The organism is Proteiniborus sp. MB09-C3 (assembly GCF_030263895.1).
GTDB lineage: Bacteria > Bacillota > Clostridia > Tissierellales > Proteiniboraceae > Proteiniborus.
In genome coordinates, this window is the sequence record NZ_CP127161.1 from 1,671,366 (window position 1) to 1,697,565 (window position 26,200).

The 26,200-nt window shown below is 33.1% G+C and carries 29 protein-coding genes and 3 pseudogenes; 30 read left to right on the forward strand and 2 right to left on the reverse strand.

The annotated features are described in order from the left end of the window. Positions 1-32 precede the first annotated feature (32 nt). The 14 genes from QO263_RS08000 (at position 33) to QO263_RS08065 (ending at position 12,599) form a co-directional block, all read left to right on the forward strand. Positions 33-611, forward strand: a complete 579-nt coding sequence (locus QO263_RS08000) for a helix-turn-helix domain-containing protein (RefSeq protein WP_285628587.1) — start codon at positions 33-35, stop codon at positions 609-611. 445 nt (positions 612-1,056) lie between these two features. Continuing rightward, positions 1,057-2,274: a macrolide efflux MFS transporter Mef(A) gene (gene mef(A) / locus QO263_RS08005; RefSeq protein ID WP_285628589.1), complete on the forward strand. Its 1,218-nt coding sequence runs from the start codon at positions 1,057-1,059 to the stop codon at positions 2,272-2,274. 19 nt (positions 2,275-2,293) lie between these two features. Continuing rightward, the gene (locus tag QO263_RS08010) at positions 2,294-3,133 is read left to right on the forward strand and encodes a nucleotidyltransferase domain-containing protein (protein ID WP_285628591.1); all 840 of its coding nucleotides are present in this window, start codon (positions 2,294-2,296) and stop codon (positions 3,131-3,133) included. Beyond that, the gene (locus tag QO263_RS08015; protein ID WP_130806157.1) at positions 3,130-3,765 is read left to right on the forward strand and encodes a Vat family streptogramin A O-acetyltransferase; all 636 of its coding nucleotides are present in this window, start codon (positions 3,130-3,132) and stop codon (positions 3,763-3,765) included. Before QO263_RS08010 ends, QO263_RS08015 begins: the two co-directional genes overlap by 4 nt. A 12-nt stretch (positions 3,766-3,777) precedes the next feature. Next, positions 3,778-4,272 (forward strand): HD domain-containing protein, encoded by a 495-nt coding sequence (locus tag QO263_RS08020; protein ID WP_285628593.1) that lies wholly within the window; start codon positions 3,778-3,780, stop codon positions 4,270-4,272. A 348-nt stretch (positions 4,273-4,620) separates the two neighbouring features. Beyond that, positions 4,621-5,091 carry an NUDIX hydrolase gene (locus QO263_RS08025; protein WP_285628595.1) on the forward strand — a complete coding sequence of 157 codons (471 nt, stop codon included), beginning with the start codon at positions 4,621-4,623 and terminating at the stop codon, positions 5,089-5,091. A gap of 655 nt (positions 5,092-5,746) precedes the next feature. After that, positions 5,747-6,220: a helix-turn-helix domain-containing protein gene (locus QO263_RS08030; RefSeq protein ID WP_285628598.1), complete on the forward strand. Its 474-nt coding sequence runs from the start codon at positions 5,747-5,749 to the stop codon at positions 6,218-6,220. Positions 6,221-6,416: 196 nt separating this feature from the next. Then, complete coding sequence (locus QO263_RS08035; protein WP_285628601.1) at positions 6,417-7,565, forward strand: YecA family protein; 1,149 nt, start codon at positions 6,417-6,419, stop codon at positions 7,563-7,565. A 396-nt stretch (positions 7,566-7,961) separates the two neighbouring features. Further along, positions 7,962-8,129 carry a hypothetical protein gene (locus QO263_RS08040; protein WP_285628603.1) on the forward strand — a complete coding sequence of 56 codons (168 nt, stop codon included), beginning with the start codon at positions 7,962-7,964 and terminating at the stop codon, positions 8,127-8,129. 66 nt (positions 8,130-8,195) lie between these two features. Next, the gene (locus QO263_RS08045) at positions 8,196-8,735 is read left to right on the forward strand and encodes a hypothetical protein (RefSeq protein WP_502928706.1); all 540 of its coding nucleotides are present in this window, start codon (positions 8,196-8,198) and stop codon (positions 8,733-8,735) included. Positions 8,736-8,858: 123 nt separating this feature from the next. Next, a complete protein-coding gene (locus QO263_RS08050; RefSeq protein WP_285628606.1) occupies positions 8,859-9,023 on the forward strand; it encodes a hypothetical protein in 165 nt (54 codons plus the stop codon). After that, on the forward strand, positions 8,986-9,300 hold the full coding sequence (locus QO263_RS08055; RefSeq protein ID WP_285628608.1) for a hypothetical protein: 315 nt from the start codon (positions 8,986-8,988) through the stop codon (positions 9,298-9,300). The genes QO263_RS08050 and QO263_RS08055 overlap by 38 nt, the downstream gene beginning before the upstream one ends. A gap of 1,109 nt (positions 9,301-10,409) precedes the next feature. Beyond that, positions 10,410-11,450: an FRG domain-containing protein gene (locus QO263_RS08060; RefSeq protein ID WP_285628612.1), complete on the forward strand. Its 1,041-nt coding sequence runs from the start codon at positions 10,410-10,412 to the stop codon at positions 11,448-11,450. A gap of 663 nt (positions 11,451-12,113) precedes the next feature. Continuing rightward, positions 12,114-12,599 carry a GNAT family N-acetyltransferase gene (locus QO263_RS08065; RefSeq protein WP_285628615.1) on the forward strand — a complete coding sequence of 162 codons (486 nt, stop codon included), beginning with the start codon at positions 12,114-12,116 and terminating at the stop codon, positions 12,597-12,599. 127 nt (positions 12,600-12,726) lie between these two features. Here QO263_RS08065 and QO263_RS08070 read toward each other — a convergent pair whose 3' ends face one another. Further along, the gene (locus QO263_RS08070; RefSeq protein WP_285628618.1) at positions 12,727-13,668 is read right to left on the reverse strand and encodes an IS982 family transposase; all 942 of its coding nucleotides are present in this window, start codon (positions 13,666-13,668) and stop codon (positions 12,727-12,729) included. A gap of 199 nt (positions 13,669-13,867) precedes the next feature. On the opposite strand from QO263_RS08070, the gene QO263_RS08075 reads away from it, so the two are divergent. The 8 genes and pseudogenes from QO263_RS08075 to QO263_RS08105 all read left to right on the forward strand — a co-directional run bounded on the left by QO263_RS08075 (position 13,868) and on the right by QO263_RS08105 (position 18,688). After that, complete coding sequence (locus QO263_RS08075) at positions 13,868-14,200, forward strand: hypothetical protein (protein WP_285628621.1); 333 nt, start codon at positions 13,868-13,870, stop codon at positions 14,198-14,200. 67 nt (positions 14,201-14,267) lie between these two features. Continuing rightward, positions 14,268-15,388, forward strand: a protein-coding gene (locus QO263_RS08080) for an IS3 family transposase (protein ID WP_285628624.1) whose coding sequence is annotated in 2 segments (ribosomal slippage) — positions 14,268-14,517 and positions 14,517-15,388 — 1,122 coding nt in all. Because the reading frame shifts where the segments join, the coding sequence is not laid out codon by codon here. Positions 15,389-15,759: 371 nt separating this feature from the next. Further along, positions 15,760-16,071, forward strand: coding sequence for a hypothetical protein (locus tag QO263_RS08085; RefSeq protein WP_285628627.1), 312 nt, complete (start codon positions 15,760-15,762; stop codon positions 16,069-16,071). 119 nt (positions 16,072-16,190) lie between these two features. Continuing rightward, positions 16,191-16,664 (forward strand): annotated as a pseudogene (locus QO263_RS19005) (GNAT family N-acetyltransferase); the annotation flags it as partial. Positions 16,665-16,699: 35 nt separating this feature from the next. Continuing rightward, on the forward strand, positions 16,700-16,840 hold the full coding sequence (locus QO263_RS08090; protein ID WP_285628630.1) for a hypothetical protein: 141 nt from the start codon (positions 16,700-16,702) through the stop codon (positions 16,838-16,840). Between the two features lie 229 nt (positions 16,841-17,069). Continuing rightward, complete coding sequence (locus QO263_RS08095) at positions 17,070-17,894, forward strand: GNAT family N-acetyltransferase (RefSeq protein WP_285628633.1); 825 nt, start codon at positions 17,070-17,072, stop codon at positions 17,892-17,894. Positions 17,895-18,204: 310 nt separating this feature from the next. After that, positions 18,205-18,402, forward strand: coding sequence for a hypothetical protein (locus QO263_RS19140; protein WP_285629243.1), 198 nt, complete (start codon positions 18,205-18,207; stop codon positions 18,400-18,402). 64 nt (positions 18,403-18,466) lie between these two features. Next, on the forward strand, positions 18,467-18,688 hold the full coding sequence (locus QO263_RS08105; RefSeq protein WP_285628635.1) for a phosphotransferase: 222 nt from the start codon (positions 18,467-18,469) through the stop codon (positions 18,686-18,688). Positions 18,689-20,062: 1,374 nt separating this feature from the next. On the opposite strand, the gene QO263_RS08110 is transcribed toward QO263_RS08105, so the two are convergent. Further along, positions 20,063-20,605, reverse strand: coding sequence for a hypothetical protein (locus tag QO263_RS08110; RefSeq protein WP_285628637.1), 543 nt, complete (start codon positions 20,603-20,605; stop codon positions 20,063-20,065). Between the two features lie 1,171 nt (positions 20,606-21,776). Between QO263_RS08110 and QO263_RS08120 the strand changes: the two genes are divergently transcribed. The 8 genes and pseudogenes from QO263_RS08120 (at position 21,777) to QO263_RS08155 (ending at position 26,198) form a co-directional block, all read left to right on the forward strand. Then, on the forward strand, positions 21,777-22,427 hold the full coding sequence (locus tag QO263_RS08120) for a TetR/AcrR family transcriptional regulator (RefSeq protein ID WP_285628640.1): 651 nt from the start codon (positions 21,777-21,779) through the stop codon (positions 22,425-22,427). Positions 22,428-22,549: 122 nt separating this feature from the next. Continuing rightward, positions 22,550-23,068, forward strand: coding sequence for a GrpB family protein (locus tag QO263_RS08125; RefSeq protein WP_285628642.1), 519 nt, complete (start codon positions 22,550-22,552; stop codon positions 23,066-23,068). Between the two features lie 133 nt (positions 23,069-23,201). After that, the gene (locus QO263_RS08130) at positions 23,202-23,675 is read left to right on the forward strand and encodes a GNAT family N-acetyltransferase (RefSeq protein WP_285628645.1); all 474 of its coding nucleotides are present in this window, start codon (positions 23,202-23,204) and stop codon (positions 23,673-23,675) included. A 34-nt stretch (positions 23,676-23,709) separates the two neighbouring features. Beyond that, a pseudogene (locus QO263_RS08135) lies at positions 23,710-24,090 on the forward strand (LbetaH domain-containing protein); the annotation flags it as partial. A gap of 34 nt (positions 24,091-24,124) precedes the next feature. Next, positions 24,125-24,253: a hypothetical protein gene (locus tag QO263_RS08140; protein ID WP_285628649.1), complete on the forward strand. Its 129-nt coding sequence runs from the start codon at positions 24,125-24,127 to the stop codon at positions 24,251-24,253. Positions 24,254-24,475: 222 nt separating this feature from the next. Further along, the gene (locus QO263_RS08145; protein WP_285629244.1) at positions 24,476-25,027 is read left to right on the forward strand and encodes an NAD(P)-dependent oxidoreductase; all 552 of its coding nucleotides are present in this window, start codon (positions 24,476-24,478) and stop codon (positions 25,025-25,027) included. Between the two features lie 47 nt (positions 25,028-25,074). Continuing rightward, positions 25,075-25,209 (forward strand): annotated as a pseudogene (locus QO263_RS08150) (GNAT family N-acetyltransferase); the annotation flags it as partial. Between the two features lie 194 nt (positions 25,210-25,403). Continuing rightward, positions 25,404-26,198: an epoxyqueuosine reductase gene (locus QO263_RS08155; protein WP_285628652.1), complete on the forward strand. Its 795-nt coding sequence runs from the start codon at positions 25,404-25,406 to the stop codon at positions 26,196-26,198. The last annotated feature ends 2 nt before the right edge of the window (positions 26,199-26,200 follow it).

A 26,200-nucleotide genomic window follows, 5' to 3' on the forward strand; every position in this document is an offset into this window, starting at 1 on the left:
ATGATATACTAAGCAGAAATGGAGGTGGTGGCATGGATTGTGTGAAAATAGGCAATTTAATTGCCAAGCTACGAAAGGAAAAAAACCTTACCCAGAGAAATATTGCAGATGCACTGGGTATTCAAAATAAAACTGTTTCAAAATGGGAATGTGGTTTAGGATGTCCTGACCTATCGCTGTGGCCAGAACTATCTACTATTTTGGGTGTTGATATGAAACAGATGATGGAGGGTGAAATCACATCAAATAAGCCGGATAGCGGCAATATTGATAAAGTACGTTTTTACGTCTGTCCTTCCTGTGGAAATATTTTGGTGAGCACAGGAAGTGCCTCTATCTTCTGCTGCGGAAGAAAGTTAGAACGTATCTTGCCTACTGTTGCAACTATTGCACCAAAAATCACGGTAGAGGAAATAGATACTGATTACTTTGTCACATTTGACCATCCAATGACCAAAGATCATTATCTTTCTTTTGTGGCCTATGTTAAAAGTGACAGAGTATTTCTAAATCGCTTGTACCCAGAACAAAGTCCAACTTGTAGGTTTCCTATAACTACCGGTGGCAAACTATTTGTTTATTGTATTAAGCATGGCTTATCGGTATATTAGGTAATCTATAATTAAATCAATATTATCTTCCTGGGATGTATATGTTTGTTGTACTGTCCGTGGCTTTTTTTCAATTTTAAACGTTGTTTAATACAACTTATTGTGTTAAAATATATGTTGATACAAATAAGAGTTTAGGAGGAACCGAAACTATGACAGCCTCAATGCGTTTAAGATAAGCTGGCAATAAAAAAAGCAGAATCTATCCCCGATGATAGGCTTTTTTGTTGTGCTTATTTATACGATATTGAGCATTCATTAGTTACGGTGAGATATAGACCATTTAACTATAGTCTTATTTAACTATGTCTTTAATATGAATGTTTCCAAATTGTATGTATGCAGACCAAAAGCCACATTGTGGATTTAGGCCTGCATTTTTTATTGCCTAGAATGCTATTCAAAATAGAAATTCAAGCAAAATAATATGCAGGAGATAATATAAATGGAAAAATACAACAATTGGAAACTTAAGTTTTATACAATATGGGCAGGGCAGGCAGTATCATTAATCACTAGTGCCATCCTGCAAATGGCGATCATTTTTTACCTTACAGAGAAAACAGGATCTGCGATGGTCTTGTCTATGGCTTCACTAGTAGGTTTTTTACCCTATGCGGTCTTTGGACCAGCCATTGGTGTATTAGTGGATCGTCATGATAGGAAGAAGATAATGATTGGTGCTGATTTAATTATCGCAGCAGCTGGGGCCGTGCTAGCTATTGTTGCATTGTATATGGAGTTACCTATCTGGATGGTTATGGTAGTATTGTTTATCCGCAGTGTTGGAACAGCTTTTCATACCCCTGCTCTCAATGCGGTTACGCCACTTTTAGTACCAGAAGAACAGCTTACGAAATGTGCAGGCTATAGTCAGTCTTTGCAGTCTATAAGCTATATTGCTAGTCCGGCGGTTGCAGCACTCTTATACTCCGTTTGGGAACTAAATGCTATTATTGCCATCGATGTATTGGGTGCTGTGATTGCATCTATTACGGTAGCAATTGTACGTATTCCTAAGCTGGGTGATCAAGTGCAAAGTTTGAAACCAAATTTCATAAGAGAAATGAAAGAAGGAATGGCTGTACTACGGCAAAATAAAGGATTATTTGCTTTATTACTCGTTGGAACATTATATATGTTTGTTTATATGCCCATAAATGCATTATATCCTTTAATCACTATGGAATATTTTAATGGTACACCGATGCATATTTCTATTACGGAGATTGCTTATGCCTCTGGTATGTTGATAGGGGGTCTATTATTAGGGTTATTTGGGAATTACCAAAAGCGAATCTTATTAATAACGGCATCAATTTTTATGATGGGGATAAGCTTAACCATTTCAGGATTACTTCCTCAAAGTGGATTTTTCATATTTGTAGTCTGCTGTGCAATAATGGGGCTTTCGGTTCCGTTTTACAGCGGTGTGCAAACAGCTCTTTTTCAGGAGAAAATTAAGCCTGAATATTTAGGACGTGTATTTTCTTTAACTGGAAGTATCATGTCTCTTGCTATGCCAATTGGGTTAATTCTTTCTGGATTCTTTGCAGATAGAATCGGTATAAACCATTGGTTTTTAATATCAGGTATTTTAATCATTTGCATTGCAATATTTTGCCCAATGATAACTGAGATTAGAAAATTAGATGCAAAATAAAATAAAGGAGTGTGTTCGTATGATAGATAATATTATTCAATCAGTGACAGAAAAATTATCCTCTTTGCCTTATATAGAAGGCATCGTATTAGGGGGTTCCCGTGCAAGAGGTACCCATACAGAGGATTCTGATATAGATATCGGAATCTATTACAAATCAGAATCATTTGACATTACAGCGATTAATCAAATTGCTACAGAGTTGGATGATGAGAATAGAAATAACCTTGTTGTACCTCCCGGAGCGTGGGGTGATTGGATTAATGGCGGCGGATGGTTAGTTATAAATGGGTATCATGTTGACTTGATTTTACGTGATATAAAACGGGTGGAACAAATAATCAAAGATACGGAGCAAGGAATTGTTACTGCTAATTATCAGACGGGGCATCCCCATGGATATATAAGTGCTATGTATCGAGGAGAATTAGCGATTAGCAAAATACTATATGCTAAGAATGAAAGCTTATGCGAATTAAAAAAGCAGGCAGAACGTTATCCAACCGCTTTGCAGAAGGGATTAACTGAATTTTTTATGTTTGAGGCAGGTTTCTCTTTAATGTTTGCTGAGAACAATATTGATAAAGACGATGTATCCTATGTTTGTGGACATTGCTTTCGAAGCATATCTTCCCTTAATCAAGTCTTGTTTGCAATAAATAAAGAATACTGTATAAATGAAAAAAAGGCTGTTAAGATGATTGAAGGTTTTAAGATCAAGCCAAGCGATTACAAGGAAAGGGTCGATAAGGTTATTTCCTTAATATCAACTGATGTAGATTGTACAAGAAAAGGAATAGAGATTCTTCAAAGACTAGTAAATGAGGTTAAATACCTGAAAGGAGACCATGTTCAATGACTGGACCAGATAAGAAAAAACTTTATCCTAACGAGAATATAAAGAGCGTTTGCTATATAAGTAATTTGCCTAAACGCCCTAATGTAGAAATTGGCGAATATACTTATTATAGTGATAACAAAAAGTCACCTGAGAAATTTTATGATAATATTGAGCATCATTATGAATTTCTGGGGGATAAACTGATAATAGGTAAGTTCTGTGCGATTGCAGAGGGTGTTAAGTTTATTATGAATGGAGCAAACCATAGAATGGATGGAATTACAACCTATCCCTTTAATATCTTTGGCTGTGGATGGGAAAAGGTTACTCCTACAATAGAACAACTTCCTTTTAAGGGAGATACTGTGATTGGTAATGATGTGTGGATAGGTCAAAATGTAACCATTATGCCAGGCGTTGTAATTGGTGATGGTGCGATTATTGCCGCTAATTCAACAGTAGTGAAAAGTGTTGAGCCATATACAATATATGGTGGGAATCCAGCTAAGTTTATCAAAAAACGCTTTAGTGACGAAAAGATTGAATTCTTGCTAAAGCTTCAATGGTGGAATTGGAGCGAAGAGGAAATATTTAATAATCTTGAAGAGCTAACATCAGATGTGGGATTAGAACAATTAATGGGAAAATAGGAGGGGCAATCAATGTATATGGAAAAAATTATTAAAGAGATGAAAGAAATCTTCAAAGAAATTCCTTTTGGAATTGACCATACTCTCAAGGTTTTACAAAATGCAGAAGAGATAATGAAAGGTGAAAATGTTGAAGCAGAAGAAAAAGAATTAATTAGTATTGTTGCTATACTACATGATATTGGTGCTGTTGAAGCACAAAAAAAGTATGGTTCAATAGATGGATCCTATCAGGAGATAGAGGGACCAACAGTAGCAAAAGATATATTAAAAAAAGTAGAATATGACAAAAATATTGATCGAATATGCTTTATAATAGGTAACCATCACACTCCTTCTAAAATTGATGGCCCTGATTTTCAGATACAATGGGAAGCAGATTTGCTTGAGAACTTAACGGTTATGGATAAAGAAAAGGAACAGCAAAAAATAAAAAGATGTATAGATGAGAATTTTAAAACGTCTACAGGAAAAAAGATAGCTTATGAACGTTTTATCATAGGTTAAAATTTTGCTATACAGATGTGCATGATGTAAAACTATTGTGTGAGGGATTTAATATTCCTGTTCCGAGTGAATACAAGTAACCAACAGATTCCGGTTTATATGAAAGAGCGCATTAAGTTTAATTGTGAAGTGTAATGGATATGTTCCCGTCTACCGATAGTCCCAAAAACACAGTAGATATGTTTCTGAGAACGGACATACACAAATGACATTCATTCTATCCTCTCAAGCCATTGCGAGGTGGTCTGCCTGTTGTCAAAAAAATAGTGTTGTGATTCTTGTATAATAGATTATTAATTGAGTAGAGATTTGTAAAGAGAGATAAATTCAAACTTGTGGAGGAGAGATATGATGCCAAGGGCAAAGTTTCAAATATTAGTAATACCATATGTTATACAAGATGAGCAAATTAAATATTGTATGTTTTTGAGGGCGGATATGGATGTTTGGCAATTTATTGCAGGTGGTGGAGAAGATGATGAAACTCCCATAGAAGCTGCGAAAAGAGAAGCTAATGAAGAGGCAAATATTGCGTATACAACTTCATATTATATGCTGGATACTTGTTGTAGTATTCCTGTTGAATGTTTCAGTGAAAATGATAGACAGCGATGGGGAGAGAAGTGTTTTGTTATTCCAGAATATTCTTTTGCAGTGAATGTAAATGGAGCAGACTTAAAATTATCACATGAACATATCAAACATGAATGGCTTGATTATGAATCATCAAGAAAATTGTTGAAATACGATAGTAATAAAACTGCCCTTGGTGAATTGAATACCAGAATTAAAAAAGGATTACTTGGTGAAAAGAAATAGCATAACAAATTTCTTTTAAATAATATACAAAGAGTAATAATAAAAATGTGATTTTGCGAATATGCAGAAATAATGATAGAGAGAGTAGTATTGACGATTATATAAGAGGTTTTAGTTATAATTATTTTTCCTAAAACGAAGATATTATATAAAGGAGTATAATATCTAATTTGGCAAACTCTTATTGATATTTAGCATGATTTGAATAGAAGAAAACAGGTTTAATTATAAAAGTTATTAGCATGGATTATATTCAGAAAATGGCCAGAAGCTGGATTTTAAAAAGTAACTTTATTAGAAACCTTTCCACTAAGGGGTTACTATATACATACAACATCTATATTGTCACCTCAAGGTATTGTAAGGTAGTAGTATTGATGACAAGAAAGTAAAGTTAAGTGTAGTAAAAAGGCTTGAAATAAATTTATATAATTTCACCTATATATACAGGTAGTGCTTTATGCAGAGTAACGGCGATTTGAATTTCAATAAGCGAAATAAAACCAGACAGCATGAAGTCTGTGATTATTGAAATCAGTGCTGAAATGAGCAATGACAGTGATTATGGCACTGAAAATGGTCAATGCAAGAGCTGCTTGCTTGATTGAGCGGCAGTGAGATACTATGATTAAAGAGAAAGCGGAGGTGTTATAAAATGGATTTTGGTGAACAGTTAAGAAAAATTCGAAAGGACAGAGGGTTGACCCAAGAACAGGTAGCTTCAAAATTAAATGTATCTAGGCAGGCTATCTCAAACTGGGAAAATAACAAAAATCTTCCAGATTTAGAAATGGTTGTGGAATTATCCATGGCGTTTGACCTTTCGCTCGACCAATTAATCTTAGGAGGAAAAGATATGAACAACATGACTGAAAAATTGATCAAAGACGGAAGCGAAACCCGAAGAGCAAAAATGAATTTGATTGCTATCATCATCGGTGCTGCACTGCTGTCCTTTGGTGTGGCTTGTATTCTGATAAAAGCAAACTCTGTGGAATACATCGATGCCGAAGGATTTCTGCACGAGAATTTCTTTTTACTGCCGATAGGATTCTTTTTTATATTTAGTGGACTAGTTACATTTGCAGTGACAGGAATCAAGGATATTATTACGAAGCTCAATAAATAAAAGAATGAGCCAAGGGGACAGGAAGAGAACACTTTTTCAGCGGTCTCGGACGGGAACCCTGGCTTTTCAAATGGAAGTCATCGCAAATGCATTAGTATAGTATGCGATAAAAGGTAATAAAACCATATATTACAGAATATGAAATGTCATTTAATAATAATCAGAAACATGAAATCATTAGATAAGAAGGATTGTTATGAATTCATTTTTAGAAATATCAGAAGAAATTCCATGTCAATGCGGGAGTGGAAAAAAATACGGCGATTGTTGTAAGAATAAAAGATTTAAAATTGGGACAAAAGATGATGACTTGGTAAAAGAAACTACCATAGACGAAGAAGTAATGAAAACTTTAGAAGAGATAAAAAAAATATTTTTTGAAGATTATGGTATAAATCCTGGAGAAAATGATTTTGTTGCTTGGAATATTCCTATTTATAATCATGATATGTTATTAGAAAATGTATATCTTTTTCGTGAATTAGGATTTCAGGAAAATCATATATATGCATATTATAAAAGCGATGGACTATTACCGTGTGATATAAATACTGATTTATTATCCCAAAGTGATATAGAAGAGTTTGAATCATTATGTAAAGAATATGATGAACTTTTAAATGAAGAGCTTGAGGGGCATATTAATAGCATCCAATATGTAATTAATTCAGATACATATATAAATGAACAAGTAGAATATGCATTAGAGGCAATAATATCTAGCCTAAATGACCTTATACGTAGACATAGTGGGACTAATTCTATACGTGAATATAAAATTACTACGGAAGCAGATTATTGCATTTTTTCTGCCCTTAAAACAGTTAGAACATTGCAAAGTATAAATAAACTGAGGGAAACCCATTTGCCGGAGTGTATCTATGCCTTAAGCCGTGGAATTTTTGAAAATTATATGTATATTTGCAATATTAATATGGACAGCAGTTTATTTAAAGATAAAATTTTACCAAAGGTAGATGAAGTTAATTACACCTTTGACCTACATCCAGATGGACGAATTAATTATAATAAGGTTATTAACAGAAAAACTAAAATAAAAACTCCTATAAGGATTATTATTAGTAATTTGAAGGATAATTTACCTTATGATGAAATTGATCCTTCGTTAATTGCGAGTCTTATAGCAATAATTTTAGCAACTCTTTTATTATCTAAAATTAGCCAAAATAGAGAGATACAAACTCAGTATACAAATGATGTTTTATATTTATGCAAGAATCTTAGTTATAAATTTATTAACTGCTTAGAAATTGCAAAATGTGATGAAGAACATACTAATGAAATTTTTGACTTATTGTTAGACCGATTAAAAGAGCAGTTTTGATCTGATTTATAGTGTTTCTTCACCAAATTTTAAAAAGAGAATCGTGTCAATGGTAACTAATATATTCGGTACAATGTATATACAGATTTTAATCATATTGTCACTATATTTCTAGATCATATAGAAGATATGTCAAGAGATAAAACATCTATAATAATGAATGATTGGGAAATTCACTTAATGAATTTTTACAATCTAGATAGAGAGAAAATCCTAGAAGTTAAAGTGTCTCGTAGGAAATGAAACGAAAAGTATTAAAGAAATATGATATTTACAATACTAGAAAATTAAAGATACTACCAGAAGATGAAATAGCAGTGAATTATCAATAATTGAAGAAAAATATTTAAAATAGTCTTGTATAAACATCAAGATAATATGAAAGGTGAATTTATTATGAATAGCTTATTATATTATAATGAAAGAGAGTTAGAGTTTATCAATGAAACAGAATTACAAAAAATTGTAAAGATTATAAAATTATTTATTGATGAAGCAGATAAAGATTTTAAACTATGTTTGAAAGATAGTATGTTTAGCTATCAATGGACAATTAATCTTTGAACAGAACATATTCTAGAACTTTCAAAGGAGGCAATTAATAATATAATTATTGGAAACTTTTTTTCATTGGGTTCCTTAAATAGAACTATAATTGAATGTTATGTATATAGTTATTGTATAAAGTATTTTAAAGAAGAAAAATTATGGGAAAGTTGGGTTGATTATAATATAAATAAAAAGTTAGGCGATAAACTTCCAGATAATTTAAATAAAGATAATATCAAAGTAATTTTCAATAAGATTAAAAGTTATAGCAATAGAAAAGGTGAGAATGAGTGGTTACGGGACGTGATTTCAAAACATAAAAATAAACGGATATCATTTAGAGATATTTGTGATTTAGTCCAATCTAAAGAGGAGAATAGCAAATATATTTATAAAAATTATCAGGAAATGTGTGATTACGTACATGGGACAGACATGACTATAAAATTATTTGATTTTACATTCTATGATAAATATTATCAACTGATTGTAATAATGTTTGAATACCTTTCTAAAAGCTTGTTAAGTTTATCTGATAATCAAGCATCAAAATTGAAACTAAAAAGTATTGCATATGAATTTTATGCTTTCATTTACCAAGGGATTTCCAGGTCTAAGTGACATCATTATTGTCATCTCAAGGTATACAGAAGTTGTAGTCCTGTTGCAGAAGAATTTAAATATAGGAAGATAATTATAATAGGTATTGTATTTATATAGGTATCTTGTTAAGTGGAGGTTAGTATGAAATATAAAGAAAAGATAGTTGTGTTTATTGATATACTTGGATTTAAACGCCTTGTAAATGATGAATCTAAATTTGATGATAGTGGTACTATCTTAAAACTACCCTACTTTATGAGCCAAGATGATGAAGCTAAAAGGTGTTATGATGACTTCTATTTCTGATAGTCTTGTATTTTCTATAGGATTGAAAGAACGAGGTGCTATTAATAAGATTACTAAGCTTCTTTCTGTGTTTACCCAAACTCTATTATCACAATATGGATTATTATTAAGAGGAGGAATTGCGGTGGGTAAACTATATCACGACAGTGAAGTTGTATATGGTCCTGGATTGGTTAAGGCGTATGAGCTTGAAGATAAAGTTTCTATTTATCCCAGAACAATTATGAATCCTTCTGATTTTGAACGCTCTATTTTATCTTGTAGTGATATCTCCTAATCAATTTTGAGAGAAACATTTGTCATTAATGATGATGGCTTTCTTGCATTAGATTGCTTTCGTTACGCAAACCAACAAACACTAGAGCTATGCTATTCCAATTTAGCGCAAATGGAAACATTAGATTTAAGAGCGCAACAAAAAATTAATTAGATGAAAATTGCGATAGATAGAAAGATAAAAGAAAAAAGCCAATGAGATAAAGAAATATTGGCAGTACAAAAATTATTCTATGAATTAATGCACTTAAGAATATTAGGATAAATATAGACATTATATTTCTGGTTTCATAAATTATTTAGAAAGATGAGGTATTAATGTTATCCTGTTGCTAAATAATTATCTAAAATTCATGATTATCGATAATGTAATAGTATTGTCGTACGAGAATATAGATACTTTAGGTTTGAGTAATTGGTATTATAGGAATACCATTTGACATCGATATCGGAGTAGGGAATATTATTATTTATATACCTACATAAAAGAAAAATAGAAGTTATATTACAAGATTTTAGCAAACTAGAAATCCTAACATATTCTTTAGAATCTACGATTGCCGAAAAAAAAGGGCACAATAATAGATCAGATGGAGTTTAATAGCAAGATGAAAGACTGCCATGATATTTATTATTTGACAAGCAATTATGACTTTGAAGGAAGAAGGTATATGCAAACTTAGAGCAAAGCATGAGCCTAAAAACACTGTATTTAACCCATGTCATTTAAGGTGAATTATAGTTGGTATAGGGAAAATTTAAATTCATAGGACTACAAACAGGAATTTATAAAGGAGATTTGTAATATGAAAAAGAAAATTTTAGGAGCATCTATGTTGTTAAGTGGGTTAATTATTGGAAAATAAGAATTTATGGGACAAGCATGCTTTAATGAAAATTTATACATAGCTAACAATCCATATTTTGATTATTTAGCCTATATTACGATTAAAGGGTGAGGATAATAAAGTAAGAGAATATTATACTAAATGGTTTATAAATCAATCGACGATATGTTTGGGGATAAATATTTTTCGGATTGTAAAAAAGCTCTTAAAAGGTCGTCTATATAGGTTATTTGTTTAGTGTATGAAGGAGATGATTCTAAGAATGAAAACGATAAAAAGTGTTGAAGAATATATAAGTATTATCAATAATATAAATAACGAAAATAGTTTGTTTAGGGGTGAATCTAAAGAATATAATACTTTAGAAGCTTCAGCATTTAGAACAGTGAGAAAAGGTTTTGGTAGCAAAATTGAATATCCATTTATTAAAATGAAGGAAGATTTTAAATACGAAGTATGGAGTGAAATAAGCACAGATATACGAAAAAATTTTTTATCTTTTTGTCAACATCATGGTATGCCTACAAATTTGCTGGACTTTACTAATAATCCCCTTATAGCCTTATATTTTGCTTCTTGTCATAATTTAAATGATAGTGGTTATATATACATTATAAAATCACCCACAATAGATATAACTCCTATAATTGAATTTATTGAAGATAAAAATCTTTTAAAAATGATATTATCAGATGATATGAGATTTTTGGGAGCGTTTTTGAATTTGATAATAGAATTTGAAGAAAAATATGTAGATGAATTTTATAAAATTTTTAATAACCTTCACACAGATATCATAGAAGTCTTAGAGCATAACTTTATTGAACATGATTATTTGGAGAAAAAGTTTCCTAATCATGAAGATTTTAAAAAAGGATATTCCTTACCTCTTGAAATTTTAAATGAAGATAAGGATGTATATTCTGAGTTAAGCAGCCATCATTCTTTATCTAGAGCTATAGATTATTTAATTTATTTGAGGTATTTTCTTAAAATAATAACAGAATATACAGCCTGGTTAACGACCATGAATGGTTTAATTCCTATGATATATAAGCCTGTTATGTCATTTAAAAGGGGTGTAAATCAAAAAGGTTTATTTGTATATCAAAATTATATTTCATATAAGGATGCAACATATGATTCACATACCTTGGCAATACAAAAAGTAAATGCTGATGTAGTTATTAAAATTGAAGATAAACAAAAGATATTAAAAACTCTAAACTTATTAAATATTAACGAAAAGTTTGTATATGGAGATTTTGATAGCATAGCAAAATACATAAAATCAAAATACTAGTATTGACTAATGAGTGAAGAATTTATGAAAGGTTGTTTCAAAATGCAAATTATACCATATATTAGGTTGAGTAAAATGAAGAAAGTTAACATACCGTTTCTCAACTTGTTTCATAATAGTGAATATAAGACTTTCATTTGGATAATATCCAAAGAAAAAAACCAAGAGATAATGCAGATATTTAGTAAAGAGAAATAATGCGTCAGAGATGTTTTAATAATTGAAACATACCCTGCCGCTAAGGGGGTACCGGGCTTGATGGTCATCAGAAATACAGAAACAAGGTATGTGGAGACTGTGATAATGATGACGTATTGTGGTCAAAGGGAGAAAAAATAGAGTCTTATCACAATGTGCTGTGGCTCGAGGATGAATTTGAAGCGGAAAATGGGCTAAAAAAATCACTTTTTGCCCATTTAAAATAGGCAAAAATATAGATGCCATAGTAGATTTTAAAGATTAAAAAGAGTTTTGAGTGGATTTGGACAAGGAAAAGAGCATGGCTTTTCTGGATATACTGGAATAATTATAAAGGTGGAAAAATGACTCTGTAGTCCATCTAATATAAATTTGTATTGCAGATTCAAGCTGTTGATTATTTATATGCTCCTTAAATATAGAAGTAGGACTATGATGATGAAAATTTGAGAGTGAGGTATAATTATGAATATAGAATTTAAGAGTTTCAGTGATTATACAAGAGGAATATTATATAAACAATTAGTAGATAGTTATTCTTTTGATAGCAAATGGCAAGAGTATTTTGATAAAGATTGGAAAAGTTATGATGATTTTTTCTACGATAACTTACAATTTACTAATAAATGCGGTTTTATTACCATTTTGAACGGTGAACCAATAGGACATATATCATGGGATCCAAGAAATATGCCTCGATATGTAGAAATTGGGCATAACTGTATTGTGACGAAGTATAAAGGAAATGGCTATGGAAAAAAACAACTTCAAGAAGCGATCAATAGAATTGCCCAATATGATGGCATTCAAAAGATAGTTGTTACTACAAATGGAAAATTAATTCCTGCACAACACAATTATGAAAGGATTGGCTTTAAACTTCATCAGAGGAGAGAAAATAAAGATACTTTTTTTTCTGGTGAATATATCGACTATGAAATTATTATGTGATTTTGGCTTTATATAATGATAAGCTCACCTGTTGTGCTATATAAAATTAACAACCAATAGGAAAAATATGGCGATTCATTTAGTTAGACTTATTTTAGGAAATTAGAATCGATTGTATATGGGTTATTTATCCAAATACTAATTCTTTAATATTTGCTAAGTTAATATCCTTATTTAGGCATTTATTAATAAAGTAGCAAATATTATGACCTAAAATTTTAGTTCGTAATCTTGTTATTAAGCCCCATAGGGACTTAGCTTTAACTTTATTTATATTAAGCTGTTCAGTTAATTGGGAAAATGAAGTTTCTACTCTTCTTCTAGCTTTAAAAATTAACTGCCTAAAGAACTTTGGAAATTGAATTTTACTTTTATTCCTTTTCATAGAGATTAAGTCTATTTCTTTTTCCTGCTTTAGCTCTAAAGCTAGTTTTTCACCTATATAGCCTTTATCCCCTATAATAGTTAAAGAGTTATAGCTAGAAGCTAAGTCCCAAACAGCACTACGATCATCTTTACTAGCATCAGTTAAAACAAAGTCTGTAATATATCCATCTAAAGTGGATAGCATATGAGCTTTAAAGCCAAGATAAGTTTCTTTTTTAGATGGACATTTGCCATAAGTGGCTATGCCCCTAAAAGCTTTATGAAATACAGCTCTACCAAATTTACAAACTGGTATAGGTATGCTATCAATTATTCTATGAGGATCATCAGTGTAGCCGAGTTTAGAAGAAAGCTTTTTTCTAATTTCGTCTATGATGGAATGTAGATTCCTACGTGTTCGATTAAATCTAGTTCTATCGCAAAGTCTAGGGAATAGATCAGCTAGATTCTTTTTGCAAAAGTTAAACCAAGCTTTCTCAGAATCTATAGATAGCAATTCCCCCACAATACTAATGGTGATGATTTCGCTATCAGATAAAATTGAATACTCGACATTTTTACGGAATTTAATGTATTCTGGAGTAATTTCTTGGTATATGTCATCAATAATTACATAGGTTACCAAGAAAAAATCCTTTAAATTTTCTATTTCTTTGATAGAATATTTATATAGCTCTGGCATATGTTATCCTCCTATCGTTATTTCGTGATGGTTATCAATGATAGATTAACATAATTGTCAGAGTTTTTTTATTAGTAACTTTAGTTCTGCAAAAATAAAATTGTAATTGGTAATGCTTCCAAAAAATAAATATGACATAAATCCTCAACCTATGTTAAATAAAAGTTACCACACCATTAAAAAACGGAGGTTGAAAACTATGCCATATACAACTACTAATATTTTATATCCAAACCGTGAGATTTACAACTATATTGAAGATGTAAATTATGGAATGACTAAGCCACAGTTAAATCATTTAAGCAATTTAATGTATGGACTAATAGTCGTTGATGGAAATAAATCAATACATTCAGTTTCTAAAGCTGTTTTATCTGCTAAAGATAGTAGCAGTATTTACAAGTTCCTAAGCAAATCTGAGTGGGATGATAGCCTAATCAATCGCAACCGTATATCGTACCTGAATCTAGTTTTAGAACAACATGTAAAATCTAATTCTGTAGGGTTTCTAATCACTGATGATACTGGATAGGTTACAATAAACTAGACAATAAAAATAAGGTAATGTAAGCTATTAATAGAAAAAGGAGAGAGTTTATATGATAAAACGAGAAAGAAGAACCTATACCGAAGAATTCAAAGATCAAATGGTAAAACTATACGAAAGTGGTAAGTCTAAGAATGATATTATAGCTGAATATGACTTAACACCCACCGCCTTTAATACCTGGATAAAAAGAAGCCAAACAACTGGATCTTTCAAGGAAAAAGATAATCGTTCCCCAGAGGAAAATGAACTAATAAAGTTAAGGAAAGAAAATCAACAGCTAAAAATGGAGAATGATATTTTAAAGCAAGCAGCGCTGATATTAGGACGAAAGTAAATGTGATTAAGAGTAATACCCACAAATACAGTGTATCAGCAATGTGCAAAGTCCTGCAAATTTCTAGAAGTACTTATTACTATGAATCAAAAGCTAAAGAATCTACAGATGAAATAACACTAAAAGTTATAGATATATTTAAAGCAAGTAGAAATAACTACGGTACTAGAAAAATTAAAGTCGAGCTAAAAAAAGCAGGCTATATAGTATCTAGAAGAAAAATAGGTAGAATAATGAAGCAAAATGGCTTAGTATCAAACTATACAGTTGCCCAGTACAAGCATCATGTGGATAAATGTAATGAATCAAAGATTGCTAATGAACTAAATAGAGAATTTAATACAGATGAACCTTATGCAGCTGTAGTCAGTGATTTAACATACGTTAGAGTTAATAAAAGATGGAATTATGTATGTTTCTTAGTCGACCTATTTAATAGAGAAATAATTGGTTATAGCGCTGGTCCTAATAAAGATGCACCTCTAGTTTATAGAGCATTTGCAAGGGTTAAAACTAAATTAGATAATATTACACTATTTCATACAGATCGAGGCAACGAATTCAAAAATAAAATAATAGATGAAGTCCTAGATACCTTCAAAATTAAGCGTTCTTTAAGCATGAAGGGCTGTCCCTATGATAATGCTGTAGCTGAAGCTACATTCAAGATATTTAAAACTGAATTCGCTAATAACTATCATTTTGAAAGCCTAGAGCAGTTAGAAATTATGTTAGCTGATTATGTAAATTGGTTTAATAATATTAGGGTTCATTCAACACTAGGATATTTAAGTCCTAGACAATATAAATTACATAACCTTAAAAAAACTGTCTAAATAAGTGTTGACTATCCATACTATTAATCCCAAATCTTCCGCTAAAAAAATGGAAGGACTTAATTATCATTTTTCTCATATAGAAGTTAAAAGCGTATGGTCTCATTGTGTAGTTACTTCATGTAGTTACTTCAAATTTTGTAGTAGGGGACATATCTACTCCTATAAAGTACCAACCTTACTATAGAAAAGACCAATGTGATGACATTAATAAAACCTTCTTAAGCAAAGTAGATATAGCTAAAAGCTTTATTGCTGACTTCAATGAGCCATCAAAGTGTAACAAGGTTTATGTCCTTACGGACTCTTGGTATAGCAATCAAGACATAATTTATACCAGTTTACAAAAAGAGTACCATTTTATTGGAGCAGTGAAATCAAATAGACTTATAGAGCCTAAGGGAATAAAGCTTCAGCTTTCCCAATTTGCAGAGTATATAGATCCTTCTACCTTGGACTTAGTGACAGTCAAAGGTAAGAAATACAGGGTATATGTTTATGAAGGACCTGTGACAAGACTAGAAAATGCCTTAGTAGTTATCTCCTATGAAGTTGATGGTGACGGCTTTAAAAAACCAATTTATTTAGTTTCTACAGAAAAAGAATTATTACTATATATCTACAAAGCAGCCAAGAAAAACAAGCCAATACAAGATATCTATAGCTATCTTAAAATAGCCTGAAATTTTTAAATTGCAAATGTTCAAATTGTATATTTGTATCCGTTTTTACTGGATAAATTTTCATTTATATCAGAACTTAACCAGCATTACCAATCAAGCTTTTAAAATTGCCTAACTAAAGTTTATTAGTACAATCTTTTAAGAGCAAGTTCTGCCGACACAAAAGTTAAGTAATAATGATATAGAAAATATTTTATACGCTTCTTGGCATCTCAAATCTGATGATCTCGCATATCTTCATTTTGTAGCTAAACAAAATGAAAAGGTAGTTGGCGTAATTCTAATACGTTGCAGAAAAACAGAAAATGCAAATAAAAACATTCCTATTATATCGCTATGCAGGCGGGATGGTGTCTACAATGTTATAATGATGTACACCAAAATGGCACTGTTAGAAGGTTACAAACTAAATGAAGGAGAATGCTACATAGAACACATTTTATACATTAGCAGTTGCTGGAGGGAATCCTGCAAAACACCTTTATTGCCGATTTGGTTTTGAGGATATAAAGAGGACAAAAAGTGGCTTAAAGGGATACTTTATTGGGGAATCCCGATGGACTATAGTGAAGAAGGTTTATAATCATGAGTAGCGGTAAACAATAAACGGTGATTTTTTAGAGGTTGTATGATTTATGGAATAGTCATAATAATTGGGTTAGTAGTTACTTCGGTTCAGAATGATTTTTATATAATAGAAAAATTCACTGAAATAAAGATTTCAAGTGGAAGCTTAAATGGCACTTTAGTCTTGCCGGAAGTTATATGATTTTAATTAATGATGATATCAATTGTAGTGGTGAAATAAAATTTGAAGACTTATTTGATTCTAATATTGAAAATAAGTGTTAAATAAGTTAAAATTAGGTCCGTATGGAAGAAATCACTGATATATTAAAGCATTCGCCTCAAATAGATGCTTTAATAAGCGTATTACAGAAAATTTAGTAAGAGACTACCTATGCAGATAATGATATTGGGGTAGAGGAACAGAAAAAGTGAAATTAGATCTACTAAAAAATTACTTAAGAGTGCAAGTAAATAAGTATAAGGAAGTGAATAAAATGACGAATCAATCAAATCGAGTAGGAAGTATACCTTTATTTTCACAAACGGTAACTGACTTTTGGCGGACGACATTTTTGAACGGAGATGTCCTCTATAGCGACGAAGTCTTTACTATCGTTATTAACCCTGACCTGAGCGAAGACCGTCGGTTCATGGTGCTAGAAACCACTGATGGTCGAGTTATGGCGGTTTTGACGCCGGAGCTGGCCGATAAGTTAGACCTTTATCAGCGACAAGACCTGTCTGAGCTGACCTTTCGTCAGAAGTTGGATGAAGTGGGAGTCACTCTGCATGGTGCAGATTATCTTTTTTATTTTACAGAAGCCGATAAGAACGTATTGTTGCAAGAAAACTTGGAAGGTGTTTTGCGCCAGCTAACAGAACAAGATGATGTGATTTTTTCCGAGTTTCAGTCCTTCGCCTCGGAACAAGACTTGGATGACGCTTATGTGGAATTAGATCATTGGGCGGTATTTGGTTCTTTTGAGCAAAACCGTCTAGTTAGCGCCACCAGCATGTATCCCTGGGATAATGCGCAAATTGCGGATCTCGGCGTACTGACTCTAACGTCCTTTAGGGGAAAAGGTCATGCTCGCAAAGTGGTGCGTTCAATTAGCAAGTACGCTTATGATCAGGGATACGAACCTCAGTACCGATGCCAGCTTGATAACCAGGCATCTACGTTGCTGGCTAAAGCGGCAGGATTGACACTGTTTGGAAAGTGGGAAGTGATTTCTCCTGACTCCACTGACTGAGAGTCCGACTCAAAATTAAATTCTTTTTATTGAAGCTCTTGTGACGTGGTGCGTCATGCACCGAATAGCTACCATAAGCAAACAGACTTCAGAGGGTACTAATCACCTTAACTCTATTGATATAGGAATATGTTGTAACAAATCAGAAGGTTTTAAATTCAGTAATATTGACAAATTATTTATGTAATACGCTTATAGACAGAAATTTATCATCTGGATAAAATAATTTGTGTAATGAAGACGAGCTTAAAATTTATAAATTAGAGGGTAGTCTACGTTGAAAAGATCGATATATTTAATCACTGGTGTTATGGCATCAGGAAAATCAATAGTTGCTGAGTTGCTCGCCTCGGAAATGGAAAAGGGAGTGCATCTGTGTGGTGATGTGTTTCGCAGAATGATTGTATCAGGACGTGCTGAGATGTCTGAGCAGCCATCCGATGAGGCTATCCGACAGTTGCATTTACGTTACCGCCTAGCCGATAGATGCTGTAAAAACCTATTATGATAACGGATTTTCCGTTGTTTTACAGGACAACTACTATGGTGAAGAAATTTCCCGGATATTGGATATGTTGAAACATTATCCAGTTCATGTAATAATACTCTGTCAGAATGCAGAAACAGTAAAAAAGCGTGAAAAGATGAGAGGAAAGGTCGGATATACTGGATTCACGGCAGGTACTCTATATGCAGATTTCATGAAGACGACTCCAAAAATAGGTTTTTGGCTGGATACATCGGAACAGTCTCCAGAACAATCAGTTGAAGACATCTTGTTATACTTTAGGTAGTTATAGAATTCTATATACTACTGGTTCACTGTTCTGGCGTACTGTAACTCACGTGAAATGCTGGGCGTTACTACGTCGAGAGAACAAATAAAAAAATTATTAATCGCTTATATTAAGTAATGTTTCTTATATACTTTATAAATTTATTTCTGATATATTGACATCAGTTTAATACTAAAATTTTGAAAGATAAGAACATAAATGTGTCAACCATTTTTAAAAATGTCCCATAATTATTAAATTATTAGCACCAATTTTTAAAGAATTGGTGCTATATTTTTGATTTATCTTAGATAATTAAAATATTGACTGCAGGAACCCATATATACGCTAAAACAGGCCTGGTAACAGGCTTTACTACCCAGAAAAATATCCTGGGTGACAAAGCCTGTTGGCATATTTGTGCAGCCTAGCATAATACCCCTACAATAAAGACACGAAATATCATGCGAAATCAAATTTGTGGATATGTGTTAAATTAGGGTATGCACAATAAACCTTCAAACTTTTTGACTCAAGGTTCCTTAACTTCATTAATCTTGGAGGTGGTTTTTAAGCTGTTAAATTTTTCCTATGAGCTTGTTTCCCTGGATGACTCATTGGAGAGATATGTCTCTTTTTTAATTTTTCTACTGGTGTATCAAAATCAAAGTTTTTAGATTTGCGCTCATGAGATGGAACTTAAAAACAAGAACGATAGTGGAGGTTACATTATGCTACCGGATTTCTACATTCACAGGGAACACTGATATTGCATTTGGGGCAGTCATACCGCGGAGCCCACTTGATAGGATTTCCCTTCTATATGTTGAATACATGGGGTTATTATAGCGCTGGATTCTTAGATTCGCAGGGTACACTGATACTACATTTGGCGCAGCCATACAGAGGGGCAAATCTTGACAGAATTTCTCTGTCGATTATTCTTCACAGATTTGATTGTCCTTGCCTTTGTCGGTAATAGCAAGAGGCGAACATCTGCACATGCAGGCCCCACATTCTACCTGTGTGAGATATATGCAATACTCATCGTAACTTTTGTAAATCCGCTTTGTAGGTGTAAGCTCCAGTGTGGTGACCACGCTGCCTAAGCGTCCGGCTGATCCTTTTTCTGTGATGAGCGCCCGGTGAAGTCAAAATATTCCAAGACCAGCTGCATAGCTCTTGTTTTGATAATGTTATCTTGATTCTCATTCATTTTTAACTTCTCCATCCGTATGTGCCATAACAATGAAAGGCATTTTCTTAGTTATCGCAAATGTCCTCTGTGTTTTGCTCAAACTGTTCCGACGCAAGAGAAAATTCACTTTAAAGAGATTTTTTTGATAGCATGAACAACACTGTCTATTTTTCATCTTGCGGGTATTTCTTTACTCATTTTATCTCCTGTACGGAATTCATTACTAAATCCATCAGATGAATGCTGTTCGCTCCTCCGATTGATAATCCCTCCAAGCAGCCTGTACAATAGCATACAACTTTATTAGTCTTAAATTGAGCACAGTGTTTTTGCATAAAAATTCTCTGTTCTTCTTCGGTGTGAGGAACAAATTTATCCCCTGCATTCTCAATAAATCGCACTGGGGCAAAACGCTCATAACGAGGAGAGTACGGCTTTAAAAGAGATATTCCACAATAATCAACTTTGTCATATGATGCTTCAATTTCTTCGGTTATAATATTCATGCGACTTAAGATACTACGGACAGCATTTTGTAGTGTACGATTATCATAGGTCCTCCAACAATCCTGTACAGTAATCACTTCGCCATGGTAATCAGGCCATGGAAAATCACTATCTTCATCTAAAATCTCCCACACACTGATTGACTTTATTTGAGAGGAATGTTCTTGTAGAAAAGCCCCGCACGTAGGACATATATATACTGCTATATCTTCATCCGATACTTCGCTCATATTTGTACTGCAACATCCTGTAATGTGCATATCAAATCGTTTTTTGAGATAGTTTTGAATTTTATCACTATTTATGGGTGAATGTGCAGTGTATTTGCACCCCGGAAAATAAATTAATGAGATAATAACCCCTCTTTTATCAACATATAGGTCCCGACTATGTTCATAATTGCATTATGTTATATCAATCTGCTTTCTACTACAAAGACCTACTATAGATATTATTATACATCATTTTAGTATGGAAGCAAAACAAATCCCACTTGCAATAGCACATGAGACAGTTTTTCAGCTTCTCCTAAAGAGCGGTTATTGACACTCTGAGTCAGTAGCCATAATAGCTACTGATTTTTATTACTAACGTTAAAAAACCAACCTCTATGATAATAGCAGATACAATATCCTATATGCAGTTTCTGTATTTTAGATAATTAAAAAACTGTTTAACTGCCAGAGAAACAGTCTTTCTGTCTTTCATAGCAATGCCGATTTTTCGATAAGCTGGGACTTTAAGTTCTTTTGAAATAATCTTATATGGTATGCGCTGTAATATCAGCTCTGCAAAATGCTAATACTCAATCTACTTTTCACTATAGACATGATTGCACAAGTGTTCCATGTGGAGCCGAAAAGTGCATTTTTTTAGCCTGGTTTTTGAAGACATTTTATAGTGGTAAGAGAGCGAGTAAACGTCCATCATTGCCTGAGCATCTCACGCTCTAGCTTACCGATTCCTCTGGATTATTAGACGCCACCTACGAACAGAAGAAGTCTTACGTAGCCATTCGCCAACGCACCAATCTGCAGTGCAAGTTGTCTCATTATGATTGTACTCAAGTAGAGGTCTATGTGAAACGGCATTTGGTGTATGCAGGGACGGAGTAGGGAATTTTTTCGGACAGAACGATCGATAATATTTACCACTTTTACAGTGGCTCAGCGAGATTGATTAATAGATAGGGTCTTCTGTACGCACTGTTTGATCTACAGATCACAGAAAGGACATTGTATCATTGGTGAACACGTTATCCGATGAAGAGTGGTCTAACAATCTGAGAGGTATAAGGCCTTTAAGCAGGATTCTTGATTAAAGTATTAAAAAGGATTGACAGAGCTAAGCTCTGTGAATTATAATAATGACAGAGCTTAGCTCTGTTAGGAGGTTATAATTATGTCAAGAGTAGTAAAAAAACCAGATGAAAGAAAAGATGAGTTATTGGATATTGCTACAAAGCTTTTTATTGAGAAAGGCTATGAAAACACTTCTGTAAGAGATATTTACACACAAGTGAACGGTTCTTTTGGTATGTTTTATCATCACTTTAAATCAAAAGAAGAAGTATTAGAAGAAGTAAATAAAAAGATGATGGCACAGAGATTTGAACCTATAAAGTCAATCATAATTGATAGCGATTTGTCTGGAATAGAAAAGCTACGCAAAGTATTATCGCTTGCTATTATATCTTCTAAGCAAGAAATTAACACTCACTCGAATAATTCATATCAAAAAAACCCTCAACTATTGGTAATGCATATGCACGATACCCTTGGCGTTGCATCTGACTTACTTTCCAGTGTTATAGAGGATGGCATAAAAGACGGTACGATTCAAACTGAACGTCCTCACGAGCTATCACAAATGATTTTATTATTTCTAAATGTATGGGTAAACCCATGGCTATACCAATGGTCACCAGAAAAATTGAGAAACATCTTCGTTTTTATGAAAGATGTTTTCGACAAAATGGGCGTTCCTGCTTTATCAGAGGATATGTTGCAAGGTTTAAATGAGTTATTATTGCTTGTGCAAGAGGACAAATAGTTGCTTGGTATATTAAATTATAGTGTAGATAAATACTCGTTGAATAGAATGAGCATAGTTTCATGGTAATCATAATTGGGGAATAATAAGGGAAATTATATTTTGCTTAGAAAGGAGATTATATGAAAGTTAAAGTCATAGAGTATAACAGCGAATGGAAAAACTTATATTTGGAAGAGGCTGAAAAAATTAGAAATATACTTGGAAATGAATTGGTTGATATTTACCACATTGGAAGCACATCAGTGGAAAAATTAAGAGCTAAACCCATCATTGATATTATGCCAGTGGTAAGGGACATTACAAAAGTCGATGATTACGATAGAGAGTTTGAGGCTCTGGGTTATGAGGCAAAAGGTGAATTTGGTATGATCGGCAGAAGATATTTTAGAAAAGGGCTGGAAAATAGAACCCATCAAATTCATATATTTGAAAGAAGTAATTCTAATGATATTGAAAGGCATTTAGCTGTTCGTGATTATTTAAGAACACATCCAGAAGAGGCATTTGAGTATGGAGAACTAAAGAGCAGATTAGCCACTATGTTTCCTTCGGACATTGAGGCTTATTGCGATGGTAAAGATGACTTTGTTAAGGAATTAGAAAGAAAAGCATTAGAATGGTATCATGATGCAAAATAATCAAAAGTCAAGATGGATTTACCTATTTGGAAGTTTGGGCAAATGCTTCAGAGAAGAGGTGTTTTTAAATACTTAATTTTAGTTGATTTGCAAGGATATAATGAATATTTTAGCATAAGGAGAAGAATAAAGCATGGATAATATTATAATAAGAAACTACAATCAAAAAGATTGGTCGCGCATTGAAGAAATACATGATAGTGCTAGAAAAATAGAACTTCAACTGGCGGGTTTAGATGATGCATTCGTGCCACTTGCACAGGCAGCCGTTAATGAAGGATTATTTGATTACACGGTATGTGTTGCACTTATAAATGACAATGTAGTAGGGTTTGTGGCATATTCAGAGGAAGAAATTGCATGGCTCTATGTGGCTCCCGATTCTATGCGTCAGGGAGTCGGAAAAAGTTTGGTTATGCATGTAATAGAAAATACTACCCAAAGGCCACTTGGGCTGGAGGTTTTAGTTGGAAATAATCCTGCACTGCATTTATATGAAGCAATGGGTTTTGAAACGACTGAAACATGCTCAGGCGCAATGCCTGGTAATGAATCGTTTGAAGTGACAGTATATTGTATGCAGCAGAAAAGCGGTCAAAAAAGATAAGAAGTTTTAAGAACTAAAAAAGGAGGAAATATTTATCCAATATGGACCTAATCCAAATACAATATATCCAAACGAAGCAATAAAAAATATTTGCTACATAAAAAATGTCATAACCCGTTCGAATATTATTGTTGGCGAGTATACCTATTATGATGATGTTAATGGAGCAGAAAAATTTGAAGAACATGTTACACATCACTATGATGCGCTTGGAGATAAGTTAATTATAGGGAAGTTTTGCGCAATCGCAAAAGGAGTAGAATTTATAATGAACGGTGCGAACCACCGAATTAACTCAGTCACCACCTATCCATTCAATCTCATGGGTGGGGGCTGGGAAAAGAGCATGCCTACAAAGGAACAGCTCCCTTTTAAAGGGGATAATGACAACATTGTTGTTTTCAATATCTGGATCGATTCGCTAGAAAAGTTAAGGAAGGTAATATATTTTGATTAGCAACATTAAGGGCAATGATACATTGAGGCGTATTTATAACAGTTTAGATGAGGAAACCTTTGACTTGCCCTTTGAGGGATTTTATCAGAACGGATATTGGACAAATAAATATATTCCATAGTTGTACCTAATGTAGTTATAGAAGAATGTCAAAGAATTCATGGTAATTGGTGCATAGTAATCAAGGTTAGAGCGAAGTCTACTACATATATTACAAATTTCATTGATCAACTATGGATACCTCTACCACATTTATTTTACCAACAATAATTGAAGATGGTATAAAGTAAAAATTCAATGAAAGGACTAGAAAGGATTAATTGAATTCATTATTAATGAATTAATAAGATTACTTAAGGGGTTAGGAGAACACCAGTGGAAAAATGAAGCTGTAGAGATAACACAAAGGAAAATGGGGATAATCGGAATGGGCACAACAGGTAGAATGTTAGCGAAAATGACATCCGCCTTTGGGATGAAGGTTTATTATTTTAGTAGAAGTAGAAAAATGGACATTGAAAAGGAAGGAGTAGAATATCTTCCGCTTAATGAAATGCTAAAGACAGTAGAAATTATATCTATTCATTTGCCTAAAAATACAGTGATACTTGTAAAAGATGAATTTGATTTGTTTGGTGATGGGAAAATATTGATTAATACTTCTTTAGGTACTCCACTTGAAGTTCCAGCATTTTTAGAATGGATACAAAGAAAAGGAAATTACGCAATTTATGATGAAGATGGTGCTGGGAGTTATAAAAATGAATTTGAAAAATACTCTAATGTAATCTTGTCTAAAAAAGTAGCTGGTTGGACAAAAGAAGCAAGAGAGAGATTATCTATTAAAGTTCTAAAAAATATTCAAGAAGTCTTGAATGAGCTAAATGTTCAATAATCATATATTTGGTAAGTATAAGATGAATCTTATCATACATGGCGATGCTAGTAGGATTTGTTTTAAATGGATTTCGAAGTTGGAATGGGAAACCAACTGTATATGACATTGGGACAGGAGTTATAGTTGAATATAGAAGACAAGGTGTCACAAGCAATATGTTTCTCATATACAGAAAAGTATAGCCTTTTTTCTATTGTTTGGCACGGCAAATTTTATTATAATGATGAAAAATGGGATTGTTCATAGCATTCCATAGTGAGAGTTTTAGACAAAAAACAGAACTAATAAGACAAAGTGTGAATAAATTTTGTTGGTCAGATAAACAAGAATTTGAACTATTAATTATTTATATAACAGGATGGAGGAGTTAAAAATGGATGAGAATCAAGATAACATTATCAAAACAAGATTATCCGAGTTCATCGAAATGAGCCTACGAAACTCGCTTTCCGCCCACGATGGAATGAAAATATATGACATGCCTCTTATGGGCATTGCTTCTGCAGACGATCCTTTCTTTCAGAAATTTCGTGAGCCCGGTATAGTAGGACCGGGTTTTATTCTTCCGCAGGAATGGATACCGGGTGCGAAATCGGTGATTTCATATTTTCTTCTGTTCACAAAGGAAGTGCGCGATACGAACCGGGCACCGGGCCTTCCTTCTGAAGAATGGGTATCCGCGAGAATCGATGGTGAAGTTTTAAATAATGAAGTTCGATCTTTTCTGGTTGAAATGTTGAAGCAAATGAGTGCCGATGCCGTTGCACCTTGTCTTGATCCCCGGTTTAAAGTTGTAAACCGGATTTCAAATTGGTCCGAACGACATGTTGCATATGCAGCTGGTCTTGGAACATTTGGACTTCACCGGGCGCTCATCACAGAAAAAGGATCAGCCGGACGCTTAGGCAGCGTGGTCACCACACTGGAGCTTACACCTACAAAGCGGAATTACAAAAGTTACGATGAGTATTGTTTATATCTCACACAGGGAAAATGTGGGGCCTGCATTCGCAGATGTCCACCTCTTGCTATTACCGACAAAGGCAAGGACAATCAAATTTGTGAAGAATATATCGACAGAGAAATTCTGTCAAGATTTGCCCCTCGGTATGGCTGTGCCAAATGTAGTATCAGTGTACCCTGTGAATGTAGAAATCCGGTGGCATAATG